The organism is Longitalea luteola, from assembly GCF_017356035.1.
Taxonomy (GTDB): Bacteria; Bacteroidota; Bacteroidia; order Chitinophagales; family Chitinophagaceae; genus Niastella; species Niastella luteola.
In genome coordinates this window covers 930,417-955,020 of the sequence record NZ_JAFIQX010000002.1, presented here as the reverse complement: position 1 = coordinate 955,020, position 24,604 = coordinate 930,417, and the positions used below count along the sequence as shown (strand labels likewise).

At 46.5% G+C, this 24,604-nt stretch carries 24 protein-coding genes; 12 read left to right on the top strand and 12 right to left on the bottom strand.

Annotated features, from left to right (window positions below; genetic code table 11):
- Positions 1 to 25: 25 nt before the first annotated feature.
- A complete protein-coding gene (locus tag JUB15_RS08200) occupies positions 26 to 919 on the bottom strand; it encodes a MerR family transcriptional regulator (protein WP_207511973.1) in 894 nt (297 codons plus the stop codon).
- 231 nt (positions 920 to 1,150) lie between these two features.
- Between JUB15_RS08200 and JUB15_RS08195 the strand changes: the two genes are divergently transcribed.
- The 7 genes from JUB15_RS08195 (at position 1,151) to JUB15_RS08165 (ending at position 7,350) form a co-directional block, all read left to right on the top strand.
- Positions 1,151 to 1,807, top strand: coding sequence for a Crp/Fnr family transcriptional regulator (locus JUB15_RS08195; RefSeq protein WP_207511972.1), 657 nt, complete (start codon positions 1,151 to 1,153; stop codon positions 1,805 to 1,807).
- A 171-nt stretch (positions 1,808 to 1,978) separates the two neighbouring features.
- Positions 1,979 to 2,869, top strand: coding sequence for a LiaF transmembrane domain-containing protein (locus tag JUB15_RS08190; RefSeq protein ID WP_207511971.1), 891 nt, complete (start codon positions 1,979 to 1,981; stop codon positions 2,867 to 2,869).
- Positions 2,870 to 2,906: 37 nt separating this feature from the next.
- Positions 2,907 to 3,266, top strand: coding sequence for a DUF4288 domain-containing protein (locus tag JUB15_RS08185; protein WP_207511970.1), 360 nt, complete (start codon positions 2,907 to 2,909; stop codon positions 3,264 to 3,266).
- Positions 3,267 to 3,479: 213 nt separating this feature from the next.
- Complete coding sequence (locus JUB15_RS08180; protein WP_207511969.1) at positions 3,480 to 4,520, top strand: sensor histidine kinase; 1,041 nt, start codon at positions 3,480 to 3,482, stop codon at positions 4,518 to 4,520.
- 55 nt (positions 4,521 to 4,575) lie between these two features.
- Positions 4,576 to 5,316, top strand: coding sequence for a LytR/AlgR family response regulator transcription factor (locus tag JUB15_RS08175; protein WP_207511968.1), 741 nt, complete (start codon positions 4,576 to 4,578; stop codon positions 5,314 to 5,316).
- Positions 5,317 to 5,512: 196 nt separating this feature from the next.
- The gene (locus JUB15_RS08170) at positions 5,513 to 6,649 is read left to right on the top strand and encodes a T9SS type A sorting domain-containing protein (RefSeq protein ID WP_207511967.1); all 1,137 of its coding nucleotides are present in this window, start codon (positions 5,513 to 5,515) and stop codon (positions 6,647 to 6,649) included.
- A 299-nt stretch (positions 6,650 to 6,948) separates the two neighbouring features.
- On the top strand, positions 6,949 to 7,350 hold the full coding sequence (locus JUB15_RS08165) for a hypothetical protein (RefSeq protein WP_207511966.1): 402 nt from the start codon (positions 6,949 to 6,951) through the stop codon (positions 7,348 to 7,350).
- Between the two features lie 146 nt (positions 7,351 to 7,496).
- Here JUB15_RS08165 and JUB15_RS08160 read toward each other — a convergent pair whose 3' ends face one another.
- Positions 7,497 to 9,227, bottom strand: coding sequence for a M28 family peptidase (locus JUB15_RS08160; protein ID WP_207511965.1), 1,731 nt, complete (start codon positions 9,225 to 9,227; stop codon positions 7,497 to 7,499).
- 112 nt (positions 9,228 to 9,339) lie between these two features.
- Positions 9,340 to 10,428 carry an anhydro-N-acetylmuramic acid kinase gene (locus JUB15_RS08155; RefSeq protein WP_242696242.1) on the bottom strand — a complete coding sequence of 363 codons (1,089 nt, stop codon included), beginning with the start codon at positions 10,426 to 10,428 and terminating at the stop codon, positions 9,340 to 9,342.
- A 121-nt stretch (positions 10,429 to 10,549) separates the two neighbouring features.
- On the opposite strand from JUB15_RS08155, the gene upp reads away from it, so the two are divergent.
- Positions 10,550 to 11,200, top strand: coding sequence for a uracil phosphoribosyltransferase (upp, locus tag JUB15_RS08150; RefSeq protein ID WP_207511963.1), 651 nt, complete (start codon positions 10,550 to 10,552; stop codon positions 11,198 to 11,200).
- 192 nt (positions 11,201 to 11,392) lie between these two features.
- Positions 11,393 to 12,415, top strand: coding sequence for a PorP/SprF family type IX secretion system membrane protein (locus JUB15_RS08145; protein ID WP_242696241.1), 1,023 nt, complete (start codon positions 11,393 to 11,395; stop codon positions 12,413 to 12,415).
- A gap of 56 nt (positions 12,416 to 12,471) precedes the next feature.
- On the opposite strand, the gene JUB15_RS08140 is transcribed toward JUB15_RS08145, so the two are convergent.
- Both JUB15_RS08140 and JUB15_RS08135 read right to left on the bottom strand, forming a co-directional pair.
- Complete coding sequence (locus JUB15_RS08140; RefSeq protein WP_207511961.1) at positions 12,472 to 13,932, bottom strand: SLC13 family permease; 1,461 nt, start codon at positions 13,930 to 13,932, stop codon at positions 12,472 to 12,474.
- A gap of 192 nt (positions 13,933 to 14,124) precedes the next feature.
- A complete protein-coding gene (locus JUB15_RS08135) occupies positions 14,125 to 14,751 on the bottom strand; it encodes a DNA-3-methyladenine glycosylase (RefSeq protein ID WP_207511960.1) in 627 nt (208 codons plus the stop codon).
- Between the two features lie 151 nt (positions 14,752 to 14,902).
- Here JUB15_RS08135 and JUB15_RS08130 point away from each other — a divergent pair, with 151 nt between their 5' ends.
- Positions 14,903 to 15,670, top strand: coding sequence for an EI24 domain-containing protein (locus JUB15_RS08130; RefSeq protein WP_207511959.1), 768 nt, complete (start codon positions 14,903 to 14,905; stop codon positions 15,668 to 15,670).
- 117 nt (positions 15,671 to 15,787) lie between these two features.
- On the top strand, positions 15,788 to 16,462 hold the full coding sequence (locus JUB15_RS08125) for an SAM-dependent methyltransferase (protein WP_369411509.1): 675 nt from the start codon (positions 15,788 to 15,790) through the stop codon (positions 16,460 to 16,462).
- A gap of 91 nt (positions 16,463 to 16,553) precedes the next feature.
- Here JUB15_RS08125 and JUB15_RS08120 read toward each other — a convergent pair whose 3' ends face one another.
- Together JUB15_RS08120 and JUB15_RS08115 are read right to left on the bottom strand one after the other, a co-directional pair.
- On the bottom strand, positions 16,554 to 16,928 hold the full coding sequence (locus JUB15_RS08120; RefSeq protein WP_207511957.1) for a hypothetical protein: 375 nt from the start codon (positions 16,926 to 16,928) through the stop codon (positions 16,554 to 16,556).
- Between the two features lie 130 nt (positions 16,929 to 17,058).
- The gene (locus JUB15_RS08115; protein ID WP_207511956.1) at positions 17,059 to 18,420 is read right to left on the bottom strand and encodes a M28 family peptidase; all 1,362 of its coding nucleotides are present in this window, start codon (positions 18,418 to 18,420) and stop codon (positions 17,059 to 17,061) included.
- Positions 18,421 to 18,513: 93 nt separating this feature from the next.
- On the opposite strand from JUB15_RS08115, the gene bshA reads away from it, so the two are divergent.
- Positions 18,514 to 19,653, top strand: a complete 1,140-nt coding sequence (gene bshA / locus JUB15_RS08110; RefSeq protein WP_207511955.1) for an N-acetyl-alpha-D-glucosaminyl L-malate synthase BshA — start codon at positions 18,514 to 18,516, stop codon at positions 19,651 to 19,653.
- A 181-nt stretch (positions 19,654 to 19,834) separates the two neighbouring features.
- Here bshA and JUB15_RS08105 read toward each other — a convergent pair whose 3' ends face one another.
- The 5 genes from JUB15_RS08105 to ispF form a co-directional block, all read right to left on the bottom strand.
- On the bottom strand, positions 19,835 to 21,079 hold the full coding sequence (locus JUB15_RS08105) for a murein hydrolase activator EnvC family protein (protein WP_207511954.1): 1,245 nt from the start codon (positions 21,077 to 21,079) through the stop codon (positions 19,835 to 19,837).
- 101 nt (positions 21,080 to 21,180) lie between these two features.
- Positions 21,181 to 22,584 carry a murein hydrolase activator EnvC family protein gene (locus JUB15_RS08100; protein WP_207511953.1) on the bottom strand — a complete coding sequence of 468 codons (1,404 nt, stop codon included), beginning with the start codon at positions 22,582 to 22,584 and terminating at the stop codon, positions 21,181 to 21,183.
- Between the two features lie 92 nt (positions 22,585 to 22,676).
- Positions 22,677 to 23,495 (bottom strand): lipoprotein insertase outer membrane protein LolB1, encoded by an 819-nt coding sequence (gene lolB1, locus JUB15_RS08095; RefSeq protein ID WP_207511952.1) that lies wholly within the window; start codon positions 23,493 to 23,495, stop codon positions 22,677 to 22,679.
- Between the two features lie 3 nt (positions 23,496 to 23,498).
- A complete protein-coding gene (gene dut, locus JUB15_RS08090; protein WP_207511951.1) occupies positions 23,499 to 23,942 on the bottom strand; it encodes a dUTP diphosphatase in 444 nt (147 codons plus the stop codon).
- A 146-nt stretch (positions 23,943 to 24,088) separates the two neighbouring features.
- Positions 24,089 to 24,565 (bottom strand): 2-C-methyl-D-erythritol 2,4-cyclodiphosphate synthase, encoded by a 477-nt coding sequence (gene ispF / locus JUB15_RS08085; protein ID WP_242696240.1) that lies wholly within the window; start codon positions 24,563 to 24,565, stop codon positions 24,089 to 24,091.
- Between the last annotated feature and the right edge of the window lie 39 nt (positions 24,566 to 24,604).

Here is a 24,604-nt window from a genome sequence, read left to right as displayed (position 1 = left end):
AAACTTTAAACGACTTATTTAAACACTACTTTTCCAGCACAGCCAAAAGATCGTCCACTGCATGCAACAGGGCACAGTTCTTTGGCTTTTTCAGATCGATAGTGCGCGCTACATCACAGGCCATGTAAATGTTAAGGTGGTGGAACTGCTGACTGATCTGCGTCAGTAATTCCTGGTCGTTTTCCAGATCATTTTTTCTAACCAGGAAGAATAAAAGATTGGCTGGTTTAACCGCTTTCACGGCAGCTACAAGAGAGTTGTACGGAAGGTTAGGGCCAAGATAGTAAACTTTTTTTCCGGCTTGTCGTAACAGGTAATTGGCCAGCAGCAGGCCCAGTTCATGCAATTCATCTTCAGGCAGGAACAGCAACCAGGCGTCTTTACCGGCAGCGGCAGCGGTTGGAACGGGCAGGGCATCGGCAGCCACGAGGAACTTTTGCCTGAACAATCCGGTGATAAAATGTTCCTGGGCCGGCGCCAGCGTACTGGTAGACCACATCAGGCTGAGCCGGTTGAGCGAAGGATAAACAATATATATGTAAGCATCCTTCAGCCCATACCGCAGTAAAGCATTGGAAAACACTTTATCAAAACGGATCTCATTATATTCAAGAGCGGCCGCAACGATCTGCGATATATAGAATTCATATTCCGGATCAGTGGGCTGCACGGCGGCCTGCTTTTCGATCAACCGGTTCAGCTTTTCGTTAGACAGGGCGCAGAGCTCCGAGATCTTCATATCTGTATTTAACAGACTTACAATATTCAACAGGCGCCTTAACTGCTCTCCGCTGTAATACCGGGTGTTCCCTTCGCTGCGGCCTGGTTTCAGGGCGTTGTACCGTTGCTCCCAGATACGGATCGTGTGCGCCTTGATACCAGAGAACTGTTGCAGCTGCGAAATAGAGAACGAATCCAACTGTTTAAATTTATTACAATTTATTTAAACAAAAGCAAATGCCCAAATATAATTTCGCTGTTCACTTCCAGTTTATACTGAATGTGCTGCCCAAAGTCACATATTATAATTCCCGATAAACTAAAAATCTTTATTATCTTTAGTAGCACGTCCATTTACTTATACCTGCGCCTTACCTCTGAAGCCAAGAAGGTTTTACCGTACAGCCAATTCAGAACCAAAAAACCTTACATGATGACAACATCAACAGTAAACCCGACGCATGGCGTGGAACAATGGTTAACCAAAGCTGCAATTCCCGATTCACCCTTTACGAATTTTGTTACATCTATATACCCTCTTAGTCCGGAAGCCCAGGCATTCATAAACGAAAAAGCCTATCCCTGCCAGTTAACCAAAGGCGGATTGCTTGTTGCCGCCGGCAGCACCTGCTCCAGCATCTACCTGATCAGAAAGGGAATTCTGCGCAGTTATGTAAAAGAAGGCCTGAAAGAGATCACTACCTGGATCTCGAGAGAACAGGAACTCGTAACGAGCATCACCAGCTTTGGCTTACAGCAACCAGCCCGCGAAAATATCCAGGCTCTGGAAGATTGCGAGCTCTCGGCCCTGAACCTGGAGGACCTGCAATACCTCTATGATCATTTTCCGGAAGCGAATATCGTAGGGCGGAAAATACTGGAGACCTATTATCGCGATGCAGAAGAAAGAGCTTTCATTGCCCGCTTGATGGAAGCCACCACCAAATACAAACATTTTATAGCCACTAAAAGCGATCTGCTGAACCGGGTGCCGCTAAAATTTATAGCTTCTTACCTTGGAATGACCCTGGAAACGCTCAGCCGCATCAGAAGTAAGTTATCCCGGAATATTAACGAGATAATGTGATGATGTCATAATTTGATAATGTGATAATCGAATACCGCCATACCGGTAAATGCCGGCCCTGCGATTTTCACCGGTAAAAAATCCGGTTTTACCGACTTATACATTCTGTCTGGCGGTGGGCGCTTGTCTTACTACGCGCGCTGGGATAGCTTTGTGTAAAATTATTAATCGATGCGCGACAATACACTCAGGGAACAGCGGAAAGCCTTTAGAAAAGCTCACCGGAAAGAGTTTTTTAAAAGGCCTAATAGAAGCGGCAGCGTGCTGGCCGGACTGCTGTTACTGTGCATTGGTACCCTGCTGCTGTTAAGAGCTTTTGGGGTTCCCCTTCCCACCTGGCTATTTACCTGGCCTATGATCATCGTTGCTTTCGGTTTACTGGCCGGCGCCGGCAATGCGTTTCGCGACCCGGGTTGGGTGGTGATCTGTGGCGTAGGCACGGTGTTCTTACTGCAGATCATCTGGCCCGATACTAATATACACCTGTTCATTTGGCCGGTCGTTATCATAGCCCTGGGCCTGATCATCATCCTGGCCCCGCGCCGTCACCGCCGGTGGCATGAACACTGGAATAAATACAGGGAAATGCATGACAAGGGGCACTGGCAGCAGGACCAGGCCGGTCAGCACGAGCAACAGGCACCTCTTACAGAGCATATTCCAACCGTTGAACAGCCTGAATCAATGGTAGTACCTGCACGTCAAACGGAAAGAAAAAACGGCGATAACTGGCTCGATGTAGTAACCGTCTTTGGCAGTGTTAAAAAACTGGTGTATTCAAAAAAATTCAAAGGCGGCGACATTGTGTCCATCTTTGGCGGCGCAGAGATCAATTTATCGCAGGCAGATTTCAACGGATCGATAGTTATTGAAATGGTGCAGATATTCGGCGGCGCCAAGCTGATTGTTCCCCCACACTGGCAGATACGCTCAGATACAGTGGTTGCCGTTTTTGGCGGCATTGAAGACAAACGCCCTCCCCAAACCAATTATGATGAAGACAAAGTGGTCATCCTGAATGGCACTACTTTCTTCGGTGGCATTGAAATAAAAAGCTATTAATAATACTAGTTACACCCAACCATTAAAAAATTAGTCTATGAACTGGTTTCTGGCAAAAATAGTGTATAGGATCGTTTGTGGTGAAGGCGACCACACGGCACAGTTTGATGAGCAGTTACGACTGGTACAGGCCGCTGACGAAAACGAGGCATTCGATAAAGCAAAAGCCATTGGGGAGCAGGAACAGGAAATGTTCCTGAACCAACAACAAAAACTGGTCAGCTGGCAATTTGTGAATGTTTGTGAGCTGTATAAAATATCAGCCCTGATCGATGGCGCCGAACTGTATTCGCGCATACAGGAGACTGATGATGCCGGCGTGTATATGGACCTGGTGCATAAAAAAGCCGCTCATATTAAAGCAAGCAATACACACAAATATTTGCAGTTATTTTAACGCTGAACGCGGAACGCTGAACGCTGAACGCAAAACGCTGAACGCTGAACGCTGAATGCGGAACGCAAAACGCGGAACGCAGAACGCAGAACGCGGAACGCGGAACGCAAAACGCAGAACGCGGAACGCGGAACGCAGAACGCGGAACGCGGAACGCTAACCTTGACGCAGGTGAATTGACGATACCAATCAGAGACAAAAAAATTTTAGCGAGTGGCAGCATCTCCATTAGGTACCTTAAAAAATAAGCTTCTGTTTGCAGCAGCCTGGCTGGCCTGGTCGCTGATGCAGATCAAAATATTACATGACTGGGGATTTGCCTGGTATGTATCGGCCATGGACAGCCTGGTGAGCAATGTTTTGCTGGCATCAACTGCCATCATCGTTATCAACAACCTCCGGTATTACCGGCCCAAAAAGGGAAAGTATATTTATATTATCATTGTTTGCGCAGCCAAAGCGGGGATTTGGGGCGCTATAGTGAAATATGCCATGATCAACATTTATCCTAATGAAACCGAATACCTGCAATTCCTTGACAAATTCATGCCCATCCGGTTCGATATCGCTTTATTGATCATCCTGTGCATGGCCCTCATCAGCGAACTGTACTATACGCTAGATGAACAGAAAGACAGCGAACACCGCAAAACCGATGCAGAAAAACTGGCGCGGGAAGCAGAGCTGTACAAATTGCGGCAGCAACTGCAACCGCATTTTCTGTTTAACAGCCTCAACTCCATCAGCGCCCTGATAACCATTCAACCGGCACAGGCCCGCAAAATGATTCAGCAACTCTCTGAGTTTTTGCGGGGAACGTTAAAGAAAGAAGATAACCAGTGGATAAGCCTGGACGATGAATTACAACATTTACAGTTATACCTCGACATAGAAAAAGTGCGGTTCGGACACCGGTTGAATACGGTGATAAAAAGTGATGCAACAACAGGCAAACTGCAATTACCCAGCATGTTGTTGCAACCCCTTGTAGAAAATGCCATCAAGTTTGGCTTGTATGATACCACTGAACCCGTAACCATACAACTGGCCGCCAGACGCGAAAACAATTACCTGGTGGTTTCCATAGAAAATCCCTTCGACCCCGAGACCTCATCACCCAAACAGGGAACCGGATTTGGATTGAGTTCGGTACAGCGGCGTTTATACCTGTTGTTTGCGCGCAATGATCTGTTGGCCACGAGCCATACCAATAACCAGTTTACCACTGTTATAAAAATCCCTCAGCCTGCATAGCTGATCGCGAACTTTGTACCACATAACTGATTACATCTTATTTAAATACACCCAGATGAAAAAAGCCATTATTATAGATGATGAACCCCTTGCCCGGATGGTTGTAAAAGAATACCTGCAACAACATACTTCCATAACGGTAGTACAGGAATGCAACGATGGCTTTGAAGGCATTAAGGCAATTATGCAGCACCAGCCCGACGTGATCTTTTTGGATATTCAAATGCCCAAGATCAACGGGTTCGAAATGCTGGAGCTGGTTGAGCAACCGCCGGCCGTGATCTTTACCACCGCCTTTGATGAATATGCTATCAAAGCATTTGAAAGCCACGCAGTAGATTACCTGTTGAAACCCTTCAGCCAGGAGCGTTTTGATAAAGCCATTGAACGGCTACATGAACGTGATGCATCAATCACCGGCAGCAATACCCGCGAACTGCTGGAAACAGCCGCGCAGGGTCCGCAGCAAAATCAACGGATCGTTGTAAAGACCGGCAACAAGATCAAGATCATTCCCATCGATGATGTGCATTACCTGGAAGCGGCAGATGATTATGTAAAGATCCACACGAAAGAAGGCGCCTTTCTGAAAAACAAGACCATGGGTCATTTTGAAAAAGTGTTGAACACCCAGCAATTTGTAAGAACCCATCGCTCTTATATCGTAAATGTTCAGTTGGTTACCCGCATTGACCCATACGAAAAAGAAAATTTTCTGGCACAACTGAAGACCGGCGCGCAGGTACCTGTAAGCAAGACAGGTTACGCCAAATTAAAGACGGTATTAGGCATTTAAAGGCAAATCCCTTATAAAATGTACTTTATAGTTGAATAAGCACTAACACTTATAAACAATAACATATATCACTTAATACGTATACTTTTTTCAACGGCTACTGATTCATCTTTATCTGTTTGGGGTTTTTATAGTTCCGTGTGTCACAGGTTTAAAGAGAGAAAGAGGAACTCATTTATCATTAACCCTATTAATCATGTATCCAGTAACCGTACCTCACGGCAATAAGATTGCCATGCCATTACTTTGCGCTCTTTTCATCACTTCATTTACCAGGGCACAATGTGTTGCTTCAGGTCCCAACAGTCCGGGCGCTTCAACAAGTACTTCATTTCCGGGTAGCGACTTTTCGTTCAGTAATCCATCGAATGTTCTTGCCAATGACAACAGCCGTTCCAGCGCTTCGTCAGTTTTGAGCTTGTTTAGCGGCCAAACAGAACATTTACAAGCCACTGATTTTGGCTTCTCCATTCCCACCGCTGCTACCATCTGCGGAATAGAAGTACATGTTGCCAAAAGCGCCACCGACGTGGTGCTCAATCTTACTTCTGTAACCGACTACAATGTACAGATCATTAAGAACGGCGTGCTTACGGGCACCAACCAGGCAGACCAAAGTACATCATGGCCCGGCTCAGACACCTACACCTCTTACGGCAATACAAATGACCTTTGGGGCACCAGCTGGACGCCAAACGACATTAACAGCAGCAACTTCGGCATTTCCTTTTCGGCAGCCATCAATGGGTTATTAGGTATATTCCCTTCTGCGCGGATTGATCACATGAGCGTGACCGTTTATTATATGGATCCTACCGTATTGCCCGCGCACGCTATTCAATTTCGCGTGGCCAATGGTTCAAACCAATCGGCCTTATTGTCCTGGAAATCGAACGTAAATGACGACAACGTTACAGCCATCATTGAACGATCTGCAAATGGCAAAACATGGGAGGCCTTACCTGGTACGGCAATAAAGAACAATATTACGTCTCTGTTAACTTTCAGGGATGCCCATCCTTTACCCGGCAAATCATTGTACAGGCTGAAGATGACAACCGCATCAGGAGATATCCGTTATACAACAGTTCAACCCTTCCAACAAAGGGGTTATACAAGTGTACAATGTTATCCGAATCCGTTTAATTCCTTTATCCAGGTAGCCGGCATTACGGCCGGTGAAGAGTTAACGCTTACAGATTTGTACGGAAAGCGTTTATACCGGTCATTACCAGCTGTAAATAACACGCTCCGAATTGATGTATCTCATTTACAGCCTGGTATGTATGTTATAGGTGGGGGAAACCGTAAGATCAAGATGCTGAAAAAATAAAGATTCAACACGTGAATAACGGTTGGACATCATGACCGAATTGCCATGAAACCCGCTACCACAGCGGGTTTTAACTTTTCAATGGGCCCTTAACCATCCTAAAAAAGGCCTTTAGTTGATTTTCGGAAACCCAAAAGCCGATGTATGTTTGCATCATGAAACGCAACAAACACCAACAAACGGTGTAACTCTCGTAAAATTACGTTGCCAGCTCTTGAAATTCTACGCTTTGCCTGCCCCGCGATTGTCTCCATACAACGAATACCTAACAAAGAAGTACATATATAAACATTACAACTATGAAAGCAGTTAATTATGCTATCTCTCTTATCACATTAATCACTTTAACCGTAGGTTTTTCAACCGTAACACTGGCTAACGACGGAGGCAAAAAACAACATACGACAGAATTGAAGTTCATCGGAAACATGGAAAACCAACCTGTATTCGAACTGAACCTTACCAATACAGAAGATGATGAGTTCATTGTAACTTTCCGCGATGAAGCCGGCAATGTGCTGTACACCGATAAATTCAAAGGCGCCAATATTACCAAACGGTTTATGCTGAAAAGCGAAGATTTCGGAGATACTGCCCTGAACGTTTCAGTTAGATCTAAAAAGAACAATACTACTGAAGTATACACAATCAACAGAAGTCATACTTATGTTGAAGAAACTGTGGTAAACAAGCTGAAATAATCAACCGCGTCCAGTCATTCAACTATCAAATAGTAAGTTAGCAAAGAGCATTCCGGTTATCGGGATGCTTTTTTTGGTGTTCATCAGTAATCAACTTTATTGCCTATTAACTTTCAATTGTAAACTTTAACTGGTCTACTGTATGACTACAGCCCCGACATATAAGAAGCCGCCTGCTCCTGAACCAGTTTCTGTCCGTCCACAATAGCCTGCCGAACCCGCTGGCCGGGCTTCCTGGCAGGAATATCCATAGCCGTTGCCAATGCCTTTACATACCAATCGCTCCACACTTGCAGGATATATTGTTCTTTTGCTTTGTCACCTCCTGTTTGCACGGCTTTCTGGCTAAGTTCAAATTCTGTTCGCAGCCGTTGTAAAGCATTCCGGGTAATATCTTTGATCAGTGCTGCTGCGGTTTTGTCGTTTGCAGTAGCAAGCAGGTAAGCGGTCACCAGCGCGCTTTTGGCAACATGTTTCATTTCTGCAGGTGATACCATCTCGAGCCGGTCGGCATCGGTATGATAAAAAACATCTGTAAAATGCCACATCAGCAAACCGGGAATATTGGCGGCCAGAAAAGGCGTATGGTCACTGCCACCCTCAAACGGATTGGTACGAACTATCCAACCGGTATTGCTTGCTTCAAACAAACACCGGTTCAACAGCAGATCGTTAAAATAATGCGGGAACATTTCTGATTCCTTCAACACACTTCCACCCCATTCACTGTGTTTTTCATTACCACGGGTCCAGATAGCCGAAGGATCGGGCATTTTTTCTATAAGGAAGGTGCCGCCGGTCTTTTGAATGTCCTCGCCCACCATATCGAGGCTCAGTCCCCATTTTATGCCCCTGGCCCTGATGGAATCATCCTGGATATAACGGCGGGTAGAAACGATCTCATCGCCCCATAAAAACGTAAGCGTGCGTCGCGGCCTTATTTTTCGCTTTTTCACCAATGCGGCTGTTGTTCGGGCCATTTCGGCCAGCGCCCCTACCCCTGAAGCATTGTCATTGGCGCCCGGCTCCTGCACGTGTGCACTGAATACAAACCGTTCCGCTGGACGCGTTTTGCCGCGCACATTGGCCACCAGTGTTAATTCTTCCGAAGCATATATCCTGGTATTTACCACCACTTTTACGAAAACAGGACCTTTTGCCAGCGCCGCTTTCAGTTTTTCTTTTGCTGCATACGATAACAGGATACCCCATTTCTGATTGATTGAATCTGTATAACCGATTCCCTGGAATTGTATGGAGTTGATATACTTTGCGGGTTGATTATAAGCCGGCATTGAATAAGCCATTGCTCCTAGCGCGCCCTTCTTCATTGCATTGTTGTATACACCGCCAATGCTGCTTTCCGCCATTACAATTTTGCCTGTCAGGTCTTTCCCTTCCAGCTCTTCGGCAGACCCCCTGCCTGCATACACCAGTTCCGCCGTTACACCGGCTGCAGGTGTAGAAGCCGAATACATGGCGATCATATTGCGGTTGGTTTTGAATTGCAGCAGCGGTTCCTTTTCGCCAAGGATATACACACGGGCATCAACAGGCTCCCAGGTCAAACGCTTCATGGGTCTTTTCTCAATGCGATAGGTAAGCGTTCCCGTTGCTTCGCCATTGGTTTCTTTTTTATATCCTGCCTGTTGCAGTATTTTTTCCACATGGTAAATGCTTTCATTGAAGCCACTGTTACCGGCCAGGCGCCAGCGTTGTTCCACAAACCATACCGTGTTGTAGGCCTGTTGCTCATCGAAGGTCTTCTGCAGTTGATTAAAGTATTTTTTTTCGCGGGCAGCGGCTTGCGCCCGGGCCGGGCAATTGGCCCATAACAGCAGGAGAATAGTTAAGGATAAAGTAAGGACTCTGGTCATGATAAGGCTTTTGCATCGATAGAACCATCGATAAGCTAAATATACTTATTTCCCGCCGGAAACGGCAGACGATAATAATGGCTAACTCGCTCCCACCCTTTAGGGGTCGGGGTTATGCTTCCTGCCCTATCCACACGGCGCCGCCGATGCTGCTGCGCGAAGCGCCGGTAACCGAAGCGAGCACATTGTTCTCTTCGCGCCAGCGCAGAACGCCTATCAGCGCCATAATAAGCGCTTCTTTAAAATCAATGAGGATCTTGTCAGTCTGCTCCACTTCTACGCCGGCCGGCGTTAACACGGCCTGCAAACGTTCCATCAAAAAATGATTATGGGCACCTCCGCCGGTTGCCAGCAGTTTGACCGGTGCACCGGCATCTGCAGGCTGTGGCAGCTCCTGCAGCATATTTAAGATAGCTTGGCTGATCTGCCGGGCAATGTGTTCTACCATCGTGCGCATGGCATCGCGTGTAGAAACGCCACTGCTCTTGATCAATGGATACAAAACATCAGTGCCAAAATCATTGGCCAGCGACTTGGGGTAAGGCATGCTGTAATATTCCTGGTCATTCAGCATTGTCAATAGCCCTTCCTGCAGCTTTCCGGAAGCTGCAATTTGTCCGCCTTCGTCGAAAGGTTTGCCCGCATCGTGCGCCAGCATATTCATGACCCGGTTGGCCGGACAAACATCGAATGCGATGTATTTTTCGGGATGGTTATAAGAAATATTGGCAATTCCGCCCAGATTGAGAAAAAACGCATAGTTACCCAATAAAAATTTCTCGCCAATGGGCACAATAGGAGCGCCCTGGCCGCCGAGGGCAATATCCATGGCCCGCAGATCACTGACCACATTTATACCGGTAACGGCGGCTATAGCGGCGCCATCGCCCAACTGGCCGGTCATTTTTTTCGCCGGCACATGAAAAGTAGTATGGCCATGACAGGCGATCAGCTGCACCTGGTATTGCAGGTGGTGACGGGCAATGAAGGCGTTCACCTGTTCCCCGATATAATGGCCGTATTCGGTGTGCAAAAGATGATAATCCAATGCGTTAAGGTGAATGGCGTTCTTGAGCTTCTTCACCCATTCTTCGGAATACGGGTAGCAATCTGCCGCCTTGATTTCGTATTGCCATTTACCTGCACTTTCGTGGAATTCAACGAAAGCGATGTCCAATCCGTCGAGAGAACTTCCGCTCATTATGCCAATTGCCCGATATATCATAGCGTTTGGTAGATTTCTGGTATTAAAAAAGAATATTTAGAATAGATTTGCCCGTCAAATTTCAGCTATCGCCACCCAAAATCCAAAACTCTTATAAATGGTTATTAACCTAAGCAACGAATGTTCACTGGTTTGCGAGTGGATCAGTGAGATCCGGGACGTTCAGATCCAGCAGGACCGCATGCGTTTCAGGCGTAATCTGGAGCGGATCGGTGAAATAGCCGCTTATGAGATCAGCCGCCATTTGCCGTATGAGGAGAAAGAAGTACAAACGCCGCTGGGTATCTCACAATGTAAGGTGCTGAGGGAACAACCGGTACTGGCCACTATTCTGCGGGCGGGATTACCCTTGCACCAGGGCTTACTGAATTTTTTTGACAAGGCCGACAATGCATTCATTTCGGCGTACCGCAAGCACCAGCTCGATGGCAGCTTCGAGATCAGCCTTGATTATATTTCCTGCCCCGAGCTTGAAAACCGGGTGATGATCATCTCAGACCCCATGTTGGCAACAGGGTCATCCCTGGTAAAGACCATTCAATATTTGCGCGACGAAGGACATCCGCGCGAAATTCATGTGGTGGTCGCCATCGCCTGTACAGTAGGTATCGAATATGTGCAGCGAAGCGAACCGAATGTAAGGATCTGGTGCGGCGCCATCGATGAGGAACTGACCGCTAAAGGCTATATTGTTCCCGGATTGGGAGATGCAGGCGACCTCGCATTCGGTACCAAAGTGCAGATGTAGTCAGTGGTTTTGCACCATTTTCCCGGATTCTTTTCCTGTGATCAACGAGTTCAGTAAAAACAATCTACACTTAAGATAAATCTTTTTTTTCAGGGCAACGCTGTGCGAAAATTTAATGTCTGATTGTACCGTTTTAAATTCAGACATGTCGTTTTTTTTCGTATTTTGTTATAAGACTCGAAACCTATGCGGATGAGGAAATTTTATATTGCAATAGTCGCTTGCACCCTGTTGAAGACAGCTGCAGCGCAAGACCCCAATTTCTCACAGTTCTTCGTTTCCCCCCTTACACTTAATCCTGCTTTGACCGGTAAATTCAATGGCGATTTCCGCATAGCTGGCAATTACCGGGATCAATGGCCCGCAATCAGTAAGGCATTTGTTACCTCAACAGTATCTTTTGACGCACCCATTCTACGCAGCCGGATCTCCGAGCTGGATACGTGGGGAGTAGGGGTGCTGGCAATGACAGATAAAACAGCTAACGGTATCCTATCCACTAACTTACTATCTGTTTCCACCTCTTATCATAAAGGCATCGATGAGGACGGACTGAACTCGATAGGTGTTGGTTTCCAGGGAACCTATAATACCAAACGGCTGGATGGCACCAAACTGCATTTTGAAGATGAGCTGGATCAGTTTGGTGGCTGGACCAACCCCAGCGGCGAATCGGTAAATGATCGCCAGATCAACCTCAGCTATTTTGATCTTTCAGTAGGTGCCCTCTTTAATGGTTCTACTGACGGCTATAACAACTACTACCTCGGTGTTGCCGGTTATCACCTGAATAAACCCAAGGAATCATTTACCGGCGATATCTTTTATACCTTGAATCCCCGTTTAACCGTACACGCTGGCGGCGCCATTCCATTGGCAAACAATACCCGCACCGTGTATATAAGTTCATTATTCAGCCGGCAGGCTGGCGCTACCAATATTGTAGCAGGCGGTGCTGTTGGTTTCAACATGAACGAGGATGAAGAAAATCCTACTAATTTTTATGCAGGTGTATGGACGCGTTTCAATAACGTTAACGATGCCCTCATTCCCTACCTGGGTCTTGAGTTTGGCGGGTTCAGGCTGGGCGCTTCGTATGATGTAAATATTTCCAGCCTGAAAGCGGCTTCACAAAGCCGTGGCGGCATCGAGATATCGCTCATCTTTATCAAACGCCCGCCAGGCAATAAAGGCATCCCCTGTCCGCATTTTTAAACGCACATTTTGCGGGCCGGTTTCCACTATACTGAGGAGCCTGACCCGGTAATGCTTTATAATCCCATCAATACAGGAACGAGGTACCAGCAAAACAAGGTGATCACGATAACCGCGATCACATTCATCACAAATCCTGCTTTTACCATCTGGTTGAATTTGATATGACCACTGGCAAACACAATGGCATTGGGAGGCGTGCCCATGGGCATCATACTGGCGCAACTGGCACCCAGGCACATGGGCAATCCTAACAGGATGGGATTTATATGCATGGCGTCGGCAATACCGCCGATCACCGGGGAGAATACAATTACCTGGGCAATATTGCTCATTACTTCACTGATGAATAATGACACCAATGCAATTATAAACACCAGCATCAGGCCGCCACTACCCGAGAATCCGGCGATCCACTGCCCCAATTGTTTTATCAATCCGGCTTTTTCAAGGGCACCTGCCAGTGCAATACCACCGCCAAACAATAACAAGATACCCCATGCCATTTTAGATGTATCGGCCCAGTCGAGGATCTTCCGCCTGCCTCCTTCCTTATTGTTTTCGCCTGCCGGGCACATAAATAAAGCGAGGGCGCCTGCCATGGCGATCATGGTATCATCGAGTTTTACTATTTTGAGCTCATTGATCAGGTCTTTGGTGATCCATAACAGCGCTGTAGAAACGAAAACGATCAGCACTCTTTTTTCTGAGGTCGTGAGCGGACCCAGTTGCTGCAGTTCATGTTTGATGAGATCCCTCGTGGCACCATCACCTCCCAGCCGGGAGGGATATAACCATTTGGTCATTACAAAGTACAGGGAGAATAACAGTAAGAGGGAAAGCGGCGCACAGATCAGCATCCAGTCGGCAAACTGTACGGTATAATTGTACTTTTCTTTAATAAAACTTACAAATGCTACGTTGGGCGGCGTGCCTACGATGGTAGCGATTCCGCCGAAATTACTGGAATAAGCAATGGCCAGCATGATACAGATGGCCAGGTTATCGAGGCGGGCATTGCCTTTATGGTTGTCTTTTATTACAGATATTACGGAAGCGGCGATGGGATACATCATCATGGTAGTAGCCGTATTGCTCAGCCACATACTCAATAACCCGGTGGCCAGAATAAAACCCAGCACAATACGGTTGCCGCTGGTGCCGGTTATATTCACAATAGTAAGCGCAATGCGTTTGTGCAGGTTCCATTTTTCAATGGCCAAACCAATCATAAAGCCGCCCATAAACAAAAAGATATTTGAGTCGGCATAACCGGCTGATACTTCCTTAATGGGCATGATATTCATTAGCGGGAACAACACCAGGGGAATCAGCGCCACTACGGGCATCGGCAGGGCCTCCGATACCCACCAGGTGATCATTAAAACAGCAACAGCCAGTACCCTGGCCGCTTTATCGTCGAAGTGAAACGGATTTGCAAGAAAAAATACCAGGGACAGGATCAGGCCGGCCCCGAGGGCCAATTGATTACGAACGTTTTTACTGATGGGTTTCAATTGATCGATATTTATGGAATATTATAAAAGCTCAAGGCTAAAGGCTAAAGGCTGAAGGCTCAAGGCTAAAGGCTGAAGGCTGAAAGCTAAAGGCGCAGGGCAGCCAAAAGCTAAAGGCTGAAGCTTACACCCAGCGGTTCAAAACAAAGGTTGCGTGTCTGTTAACGGCCATCTCAACATGCGAAAACAGCCTTAAGCGTTCGATTTTAAGCGTTCCGCCTTTTTTCCGCTCACATATGGATTGTCCTTCAAAATAAAACGGTAGGGTAACCTGGCGTCTTCGCCGGCATAATCAACCCCTATACGCGGGGTGGCTATGATATCTTTTTTTGCAGGCGCAAACTCATCCGAAGCAATGTATATTTCATCTTCCAGCAAATTCCAGCCGGTGTGACCTGTATGAATACCCAACGCTTTCGATACATTGCCAGGCCCTTTGGTTAACGTATAATCGGCTTTTTTCTTGCCGGTCCTTTCCAGCATGACATTGATGCCCTGCAGCGGGTCTATTGCCCTGATCAAAACCGCGTGCGGAATGTCTTTCTGATTGGTTACCACGTTAAATAAATGATGAATGCCATAACAAAGGTATACGTACGCCATTCCGCCCGGCTGGTACATTACTTCTGTTCTGTTGGTCCTTCTGCCGCCAAAAGCATGCGAAGCCCTGTCTATGGCGCCGGCATATGCTTCGGTTTCTACGATACGGCCCGACGTTATAACCTGCCCAAATTGCGTTACCAACACTTTGCCGATCAATTCTTTTGCTATTTTCACTACATCGGCACGATTATAGAAATCCTTATCCAGTTTCTTCATCTACCCCTTTATTGACATTTTAACAACAAATAAGCATGTATTATACTCAAAATTTTGTGATTACAGATTCACTTTCCACGCCCTAATTAAAATATTTACTAAGTTTGAGCCCGCCCAACAATAGTTAGCAAAAAAATCAAATTTATAAAACTTGCTGAAAGAAATCGTTACAGCCATTCAGTCATACGCCCGGGCACACCGCTTTATAAGAGAGCACCGGCTTTGGAAATGGATCATTGTGCCGGGGATCATTTATACCTTGTTATTTCTGGCAGGCATGTATTTTTTCTGGACCTCCTCGAGCCAGGTAGTTTCCGCTTTCAATCATTGGCTGGGCATCGATCGCTGGCTGCATCAGCAACGCAGTCCCATCCTGAGTTTCCTGTTCCTGATGGGCGAAATTATGGTGCGGCTGATCATGATGTTGTTCTATTTCTCCCTGTTCAAGTATCTTTTCCTCATTATAGGTTCGCCGGTTTTTGCGTACCTGAGCGAAAAGACCGAATCCATTATGGAAGGCAAAGATTTTCCTTTTAGTTTAAAACAGCTGCTGGCCGATATTTTCCGCGGCATCAGGCTGGCTTTGCGAAACACATTGTGGCAAACGGTTTATACCGTCTCCCTGTTGATACTATCTTTTATTCCCATCGTGGGCTGGGTAGTACCGGTAACCACCCTGCTGGTGGAATGCTATTATTATGGTTTTTCAATGCTCGATTACAGCTGCGAACGCCATAAGCTGTCGCCTTCTGAAAGCATTGCGTTTATTGGTAAACATAAGGGCCTGGCCATTGGCAATGGTATGGTCTTTTATCTCATGCACCTGATCCCGTTCCTGGGCTGGGTGCTGGCGCCTGCATATGCCGTGGTAGCTGCTACTATCAGCTTGTATCATAGAGATGACAAGATTGGCATTTAATACCGGTTACTTAGTTATTAAGTCATTAGCTAGCCAGGAACTTAACAAAGGAATAAGTGAGAATAAATAATGAACTAAAAATTGACTTCCCAAAGCACGATATACTTAATTCCGGCTGTGTTGCATGAGACAGCCACGGCAACCATTCCGGCATATGTTAAGGAAGCAGTAAGCCAGTGCCAGGTATTTTTTGTGGAGAATGAACGCAGTGCCCGCCGGTATTTGAAAAGCATCTGGAAAGAAATGGTTATCGATAACTATACCTGGGTGCTGATTGATAAGACCAACAACCTTGCTACGCTTTCGGCCTTCAATAAACATTTACAGGAAAACAAGACCATTGGCATTATCAGTGAAGCCGGTTGCCCGGGCGTAGCTGATCCCGGTCAGTTATTGACAGAAGCAGCGCATGCGGCCGGCGCCACCATAAAACCACTGGTTGGTCCCAGCAGTATCTTACTGGCATTAATGGCCAGCGGTATGAACGGACAACAATTTCAGTTTGTAGGTTATTTGCCCATCGATACGACGCAGCGCACTAAAACCATCAAAGAGCTGGAAGCAGAGTCGGCCAAAAAGAATTGTACGCAGTTATTTATAGAAACGCCCTACCGTAATAACCAGTTACTGGAAACACTCATTAAAACTGGAAAGCCCACTACCCGCTTGTGCATAGCCGCAGATATTACTGGCCCCACCGAATTTATTCAAACAAAAACGCTGGCGCAGTGGAAGAACAAATTGCCCGACCTGCATAAGCGGCCTACGATATTTTGTATGCTCGCAGTTTAACCGTTCATAGTTTAAAGTTTACAGTTCAAAGTTAATCGGGAACACCGCCATTTTTCAGTAGTTCCGAATAAAAGAACTTAAAACTTTAAGATTATCTCGCATCACGCATCGTAAGAATGCTGTCAACGATATAAGTGGTATTACCCCGCCAGGGAACTACATTGTGAAATTCGCGATAGTGCAGATCGAACCATTTACCGCTGTTGGCCATCAGCTTTTCGGCAATAGCTTTGTTCACTACCGAAAACTCGAACTCATACGATTGTATGCTGCCGGCTGTGCGCGACCGGATGCCTTCCTGGATCAGTTTCCCTTCATACGTCTTGAACACATCTCCTTTCAGTACCACATAATTTAAATGGCCCGACTTCACGCCTTCGCCGAACACATAGAAATATTTCCAGTAAATCAGTATTCCTGCTCCGGTTAAAAGTAATGCAACTACTATAAAAAGTATCTTTCTCATAAAATGAAAATGCTGAAGGCTGAAGGCCTAACGCCGAAGGCTTGCCCGCACGTTGAGCCAACTGAGTATACACGGGCTGCGCGAATTTCGGAGAAATGCGTTAAGCCTTTAGCGTTAAGCTTTAGGCGTTTTAAAGTCCGTATTTATCCACAAGATAGATCAATGCGGCCATAGAAATAGCGCCCAGTTCCAGCTCCCGTTTATTTACGGCCTCAAATACATCGCTGCGGGCATGATGAATATCAAAATACCGTTGTGAGTCGGGCTGTAAGCCCGCCAGCGGTGTGCCCAACTCGCGGTTCAACGGACCAATATCCGATCCCCCACCCCCATTAGTGATCTCGGTAATACCATAAGGCACCAGTAAGGGCAGCCAACGCTGCATTTTATTCAGCAAATCGGCCGGCATTGTAACGCCAAAACCACGTGGCGTAAAACCACCGGCATCGCTTTCGAGCGCAAAAATGTGTTTCTCTTTTTTCAAACGGGCTTCTTCCGCATACTTGCTGCCACCGCGCAAGCCGTTTTCCTCGTTCGCAAATAACACGGCCCTGATGGTGCGCTTGGGTTTGTAGCCAATGGCTTTCAACACCCGTATCACCTCAATCGACTGCACACAGCCACTACCATCATCATGCGCACCTTCTGCAGGGTCCCAGGAGTCGAGGTGACCGCCAACGGTAATGATCTGTTCAGGAAATTCACTGCCCGTGATCTCACCGATGATATTATGCGCTACGGTATCGGGCAGCATTTTACCGTTCGTTCTTAAAAAAACAGTGGCCGGTTCTTTTTCGAGCAAAGCCGCCAGCCGGTCGGCATCCTGAACACCGAGGGCGGCAGCAGGAATTTTAGGGAATGAATCGTTATAACGGGTAGAACCTGTGTGCGGGTGGTTATCTGCCGCATGGGTCATGGAACGGATCAATACAGCTACTGCACCATATTTAGCTGCCTGGCTGGGACCCTGGCCGCGGTATCCGACCGCATCGCGATAGGCTTCAAAAGTTTTTATGTAGGTATCGTTAAATTTATAATTATAGAATACGATCTTTCCTTTAACCGCAGCTTTCTGCTGCTCCAGTTCTTCGAACGAATTCACGAGCACCACCGGCGCCTGAATGCCTTTGGCACCGGTTCCCAGGGAATTGCCCAGGGCCAGAACATCGAGCGGTTGATTCTTCTTGCCGGCAATCCATGCTTCATCTTTACCGCCGCGCACCCAGTGCGGCACGAGGCACGACTGGCTGATCACCCGGTCGGCGCCTGCCTGCTGCAGGGCTTTCTGTGCCCAGGCTTCCGCTTTGTACGTTTGCGGTGAACCCGTAAGCCGTGCTCCAATCTGTTTGGTAAGAACACGTAAATTTTCATAGGCCCTGCCATGCAGGAGTATTTCATTGGCTATAGCCCGGATTTTTAGTGAATCTTCGTTTCGGGCATAAGCTGAAGCGGAAATAATTGTTAACAATAGCGTAAACAATTTAATTCTCATGTGCGTTATTTTACGCTAAAATAGTCAAAATGCTTCCTTGGGGCATAATTGGCCGTTTTAAATTACCTTCACACACTTAATATATATCGCTATATGCGCATTGGAATTGTATGCTATCCTACATTTGGTGGAAGTGGCGTTCTAGCAACAGAATTGGGAAAGGCCCTGGCTGATAAAGGACATCAGGTTCATTTTATTACGTACCAGCAACCGGTAAGACTGAGTGAATTTAATGCCAACATCTTTTACCATGAGGTACGGGTGCCCACCTATCCGTTGTTCGACTATCCCCCATATGAAACGGCTTTATCGAGCACGATGGTAGATGTTATTGTCAATAATAATATCGATCTGTTACATGTACATTATGCCATTCCTCATGCGTCGGCTGCGTATATGGCTAAAAAGATCCTTGAGAAACAAGGTAAGATCATTCCGGTGATCACTACCCTGCACGGCACTGATATAACCCTGGTTGGCAAGGATAAGACCTTTGCGCCGGTGGTCACTTTTTCGATCAATGAAAGCGATGCCATTACGGCCGTTTCGCAAAATCTGCGCGACGAAACGTATCGCAATTTCAAGATCGAAAAAGAGATCAAGGTCATTCAGAACTTTGTAGATGTAAAACGCTTTCGCAAAAAGCCCATCGATGCATTTCGCCGCGTTATAGCTCCTCATAATGAAAAAGTGCTGCTGCATGCTTCCAATTTCCGTAAGCTGAAAAGGGTAAATGACGTGGTACGCGTGTTTGCAGCGCTTAACAAAAAAGTACCCAGTAAATTGTTGTTCGTAGGTGACGGACCTGAACGTCCGGCCGCAGAAAGTTTAGCGCGTGAACTGGGCATTTATGATGAAACCCGTTTTGTTGGCCGGCAGGAACAAATTGAAGAGGTACTGGCCATTTCAGACCTGTTCATGCTGCCTTCCGATTATGAAAGTTTTGGTTTGGCCGCGCTGGAAGCCATGGCTGCGGGTGTACCGGTAATTTCGAGTAATGCCGGGGGTTTGCCCGAGATCAATATTGACGGAGAAACCGGCTACCTCGCCGATGTGGGCGATGTAGACACTATGAGCCAGCGGGCTATAGAGTTATTATCTGATGAAAATAAATTACATAAATTTAAAACGAAAGCTGCTGCGCATGCCCGTTTGTACGATATAGAAACCATTGTACCGAGGTATGAAGCATTGTACAATCGTTTTCTGCAGAATATTTCAAACCGGGTGTAAGCTGAAGGCTTAAGGCTGAACGCTTGCTTTTGATAGGCGCTATGCGCCTTCAACTTTGCGATTTACTTACAGCGCTAAAAGCTTGCCCCTGGCGCGTATAGGCGCTGCGCATCCCGGGCCTTTGTATTTGCATTTGTGCCTGGTGTGTGCCTTGAGCCGTACGCCTTGTGCCTTCAGCCTGTTATTTTTTGATCAACCATTTGGCAGGGTCGATATTCTTTCTTTCCTGCATAAGAATAAATTCAAGCTCTCCATACCCATCGTCATTGGCTGCTGCCGTACCCAACACCTGGCCGCCACTCACTTTATGATTCCTGGATACATTCACCGTGGCCAGACTGCCATACACCGTGAAATATTTTCCATGCCGGACCATCACCGTCCAGGTGCCTTCCACCGGGAATACAGCCGTTACGTCACCTTCAAATATCGCTTTTACCGAAGCACCTTTTTCGGTTTCAAGGGTTATGCCCGGGTTATAAGTAATAACCTGGCCATTCGGGATGCGATTAGGCCCAAAATGTAATTTCACGAGCGCTTTTTCAACAGGCCAGGGCAATTTGCCTTTGTTCTTCTCGAAACTGCCGCTGATGCGAATGCCTTCCGGCGTATTGGCCAATACACTGTGGGTGGCTTTTTTGGTTATGGGCCTTTTGCTTCCTGCTGTTCCAGCGATTGTACCATTGGCTTTATTGTCTTCATCGCGGATTTCCCGCAGGATGAACCGCTGTATTTCGTTCCTTAATTTGATATCCGCCTTCTTTTTGGCGGCCAGTTCGCGGGTGATTTCCTTCTCGCGGCTTTTAAGGGTCTTAACCACCGCATTCTTCTCGCGTTTCTCTTCCTCCAGTTCTTCCATCTGCTTTTCCTGCTTTTGCATCACTGCATCTTTTTCCCGGCGGGCTATTTCAAGTCCGTTGATCTTTCCGCTCAGGATCTGCCGGGTCTTCTTTATGGCCTCCACCTGTTCTTCACAGTATTTATGATATGACCGGAAATAATTAACCCGCCGCAAGGCATCATTGAAATTGGGAGCAGAGAAAATAAAACTCAGGAATTCGTAATTGTTGCGCAGCTTATAGGCATATACAATATTACGTGCATATTGCGACTTCATGGTATCGAGCCGGTTCTTCAGGCTGTCAATGTCTTTTTTGGATCTGCCGATATTGCCCTCGAGGATGTCGACCTGCCTGTTGATATTTTTGATTGCCTTTTCACGCAACCGCAGTTTTTCTTTTACAAGCTCCAATTGTCTTATGCTTGCACGCGACTGCTTCTTTGAATCGCTGAGTGTAGTCTTTAATTCTTCGATCTCGCGCTGAAGCTCAAGTTGCTGCTGCTTTAGTGATTCGCTGTCTGTTTGGGCACATACGGCAATAGCCATTAACAGCGCTACAAAACACGAGATCATCAATTTTGGCATAGGGGCAGATTTTACTATTAAAAGGCAATAAACAATTGGCAATAGGCAAAGTAGGAAACGCAGCTTGCCAATTGCATATTGCCAATAGCCAATTGATTATTTTACCTTTTGCGTATCCAGGTTTCCGGATTCAGGTTCCGGTTTTCCTGCATCAGCAGAAATTCAATTTCGCCATTGCCTTCATCATTGGCGGCAGCGCGGCCCAGTACGGTACCACCGGCGATCTTCTGATCTTTCGATACGCTTACAGAGGAGAGGTTACTATATACGGTAAAGTATTTTCCATGACGAACCAGCACGCTCCAGTTGCCGTCGATATCAAATATGCGCGACACCTCGCCTTCAAATACGGCTCTTACCACTGCTCCCGGGTCTGTGGCCAGGGTTATACCGGGGTTGTTTCCACGCAATTTGGTGCCTTCAATAGAATAGGTACCAAAATGGATCTTCACATTGCCTTTTTCAACTGGCCAGGGTAATTTGCCTTTATTACTTTCGAAGCTGCCGCTGATTCGGAAACCTTCAGGTGTTGCTTCAAGTACGCTCTCGGCAGCCGGTTTTTTGGGGGCTTCTTTTTTAGGCTCCGCTTTGGCCACAGGCGCCGTAGCGGCGGGTGTGGGGGCGGGTGAAGTACCGGCAGTTGCTTTTTCTCTTTCGGCCTTTTCTGCAGCAGCTTTCCTGGCGGCTTCTGCCGCGGCGGCTTTGCGTGCATTTTCTGCCGCTTCTGCTGCTTCGCGGGCTCTTGCTTCTGCCAAGGCTTTTTCGCGTGCGATCCGGATCTCCCGGTCAATGGCAGACTTAATGGCTGACTTCAGTTTTTTATCCGCTCTTTGTTTGGCGGTCAGCTCTTTGGAGATCTCTTTTTCCCTGGCCTTGAGCTTGCTCAGGATCTCATTCTTTTCTTTTTTCTCTTCTACCAGCTCAACCTTCTGTTTTTCCTGCTTCTGCAGTACGGCATCCTTTTCTTTACGCGTATTTTCCAGGCTTGCAATTTTTTCATGCAGCACCACCTGGGTGTTCTTGATGGTAGCTGCCTGCTCTTCGCGGTAGAGGCGATAAGCGCGCAGGTACTGCACCCGGCGCAAGGCGTCGTTAAAACTCGATGCTGAGAATATGAAGTTCAGGAAATCGTAGTTACTTCGATTTTTATAAGCATATACAATGCTCTTGGCATATTGCTGCTTCAGCGTGTCCAGTTCCTGCTTATACCGTTCGATCTCATTTTTAGATTTAGAGATAGTGCCCTCGATGATATTTATCTGCTGATTGATGTTATTGATAGCCTGTTCCCGCAGGCGCAGTTTTTTCTGCACCATCGACAACTGCAATAAACCCGCTTTGGTGTTCTTTTTGGTTGTCTTCAGCGTATTGCGCAGGTCATCAATTTCCCGCTGTATTTCAGCCTGCTTTTTTTTCAGCTCCTCACTGCTGCCTGGTTGTTGTTGCGCAAAGAGGGCAACGGAAACTGCCATGGCCATAAAACAGGTAAACATCCTTTTCAGCATACTGAAAGATTTTTAAGTGTTAACAGGTTTGGGCAGGGTAATTGGGTCTGTTTTGCCGGTTTCTCCAGGGTTGAATGTACTTTTTATAACGCTTATTTACGCTTATAATTTTTCGGGATCGTGAACGGAAAACTTAAATCGACGTTAAAGTCAAATTGTTTGAATTCCATCACTATATCCAGCTTCGACTTCTCCGACACCGTAATTTTACGATAGGTTGAGAACCGAATCCCGTTTTTACTCTGATAATTGCCATACGTCAGGTAGGCGGTCCGGGCCCTGATGGCGTCCACATCGTCGAGCTTGCTGTTCTGCAGGGTGTAATCGTCTCTATTTACCGTAAGCAGGTGCTTGAACAGCACGCCTAAACTGATGAGTGAAATGGTTCGCTCATCTTTCTTATACGAATTTATATTACTATCGAGAAAAATAGGATTACCGATGATCAGATTTTGCAGGTCGGTGAAATTCATAGGCATTTTTGTTACTTCCTGCAGAGATCCTACTGACCGCATTTGTACCGTTTTGTTAAGCTTGTTGATCACTTTCACGCTATCAGGCGTAACCAGCACCCTGAATGCATCGAAGCCCAGTGCAGCATTGATGTTGATCCACATAATGCTGTCTTTCTTAATTCGTACAAAGGCGTTAAAGTCGTTCTTCTTGCCATCACTGCCTTCAAAATCTACTTTGATCTTGGCCGAGAATGTTTGAAAATCTATATGGTTCTTACCAATGTTATCCCAAACCTGTTTAATATAAAGCATGGAATCGGCACGATGATCAACTACCGGGATCACCTGAGCTGTATCTTTCTTGGCAATCGCTGTTTGAATTGTTTTTGTAGATCTGCAACTGCTGGTTGCAGCCATTACCAGGGCAATAATTCCAATGCCTGCGAAATATTTCATGTATTACGATTTACCGGTATGACCAAATCCGCCATCGTGGCGTTTGGTTACCGAAATTGATTTAACGGGTTTCCATTTTACACGTTCTACCTCGTGTACCACCATTTGAGCAATACGATCGCCTGGGTGAATGGTTTGGGGCTCCTGGGATAAATTTATCAGAATAATTTTAACCTCGCCGCGATAATCGGCATCTATGGTGCCGGGGCTGTTCAAACAGGTAAGTCCCTGTTTGATGGCCAATCCGCTGCGCGGGCGGATCTGCGCTTCGTAACCAGCAGGCAGTTCAATGAACAAACCGGTAGGCACTAAAAACCGTTCCAGGGGATTTAATACAATGGGCGCCTCCAGGAAAGCGCGTATATCCATACCGGCAGCCATTTCCGTAGCATATTCGGGCAACGGATTATTTGACTCGTTAATGATCCTGACTTTTACTTTCGACATGGCGCAAAAATAATGTGATAATGTGATAATTCGATAATGTGATAATTCCTCCATGTTCGGCTTTCCTGCTACTCTTAATCTCACGCGCCAGCACTCACAAAACCCTGTATTCCATTGTCACATTATCAAATTATCGAATTATCAAATTACTTAAGTGGGGCTAACAGAACAGTTGCGTAGGCTACAAGCCCCTCCTCTCTTCCCACAAACCCCATGGTTTCAGTGGTAGTGGCTTTTACGGATACATCCTGCCCGGTAATCTCCAGGATACCGGCAATAATAGTGCGCATCTGCTCTGAGTATTTCTTGATCTTGGGCGCTTCGAGGCAAATGGATGAATCTACATTTATTACCCGGTAGTTGCGGGCTTTGATCAATTCATAACATTTCTGTAACAGTATCTTGCTGTCAATGTCTTTGTAAGCCGGATCGGTATTGGGGAAATGCATACCGATATCGCCCAGGGCAAGAGCACCCAGCAATGCATCGCAAATTGCGTGTAACAATACATCGGCATCGCTGTGGCCCAGCGCGCCTTTATGATGGGGAATTTTAACACCGCCTATCCAAAGATCCCTGCCTTCTGTTAACTGATGAAAATCTATTCCGAAACCAATCCTCATAATTTAATAATGTGATAATATGATAATTCGATAATAAAA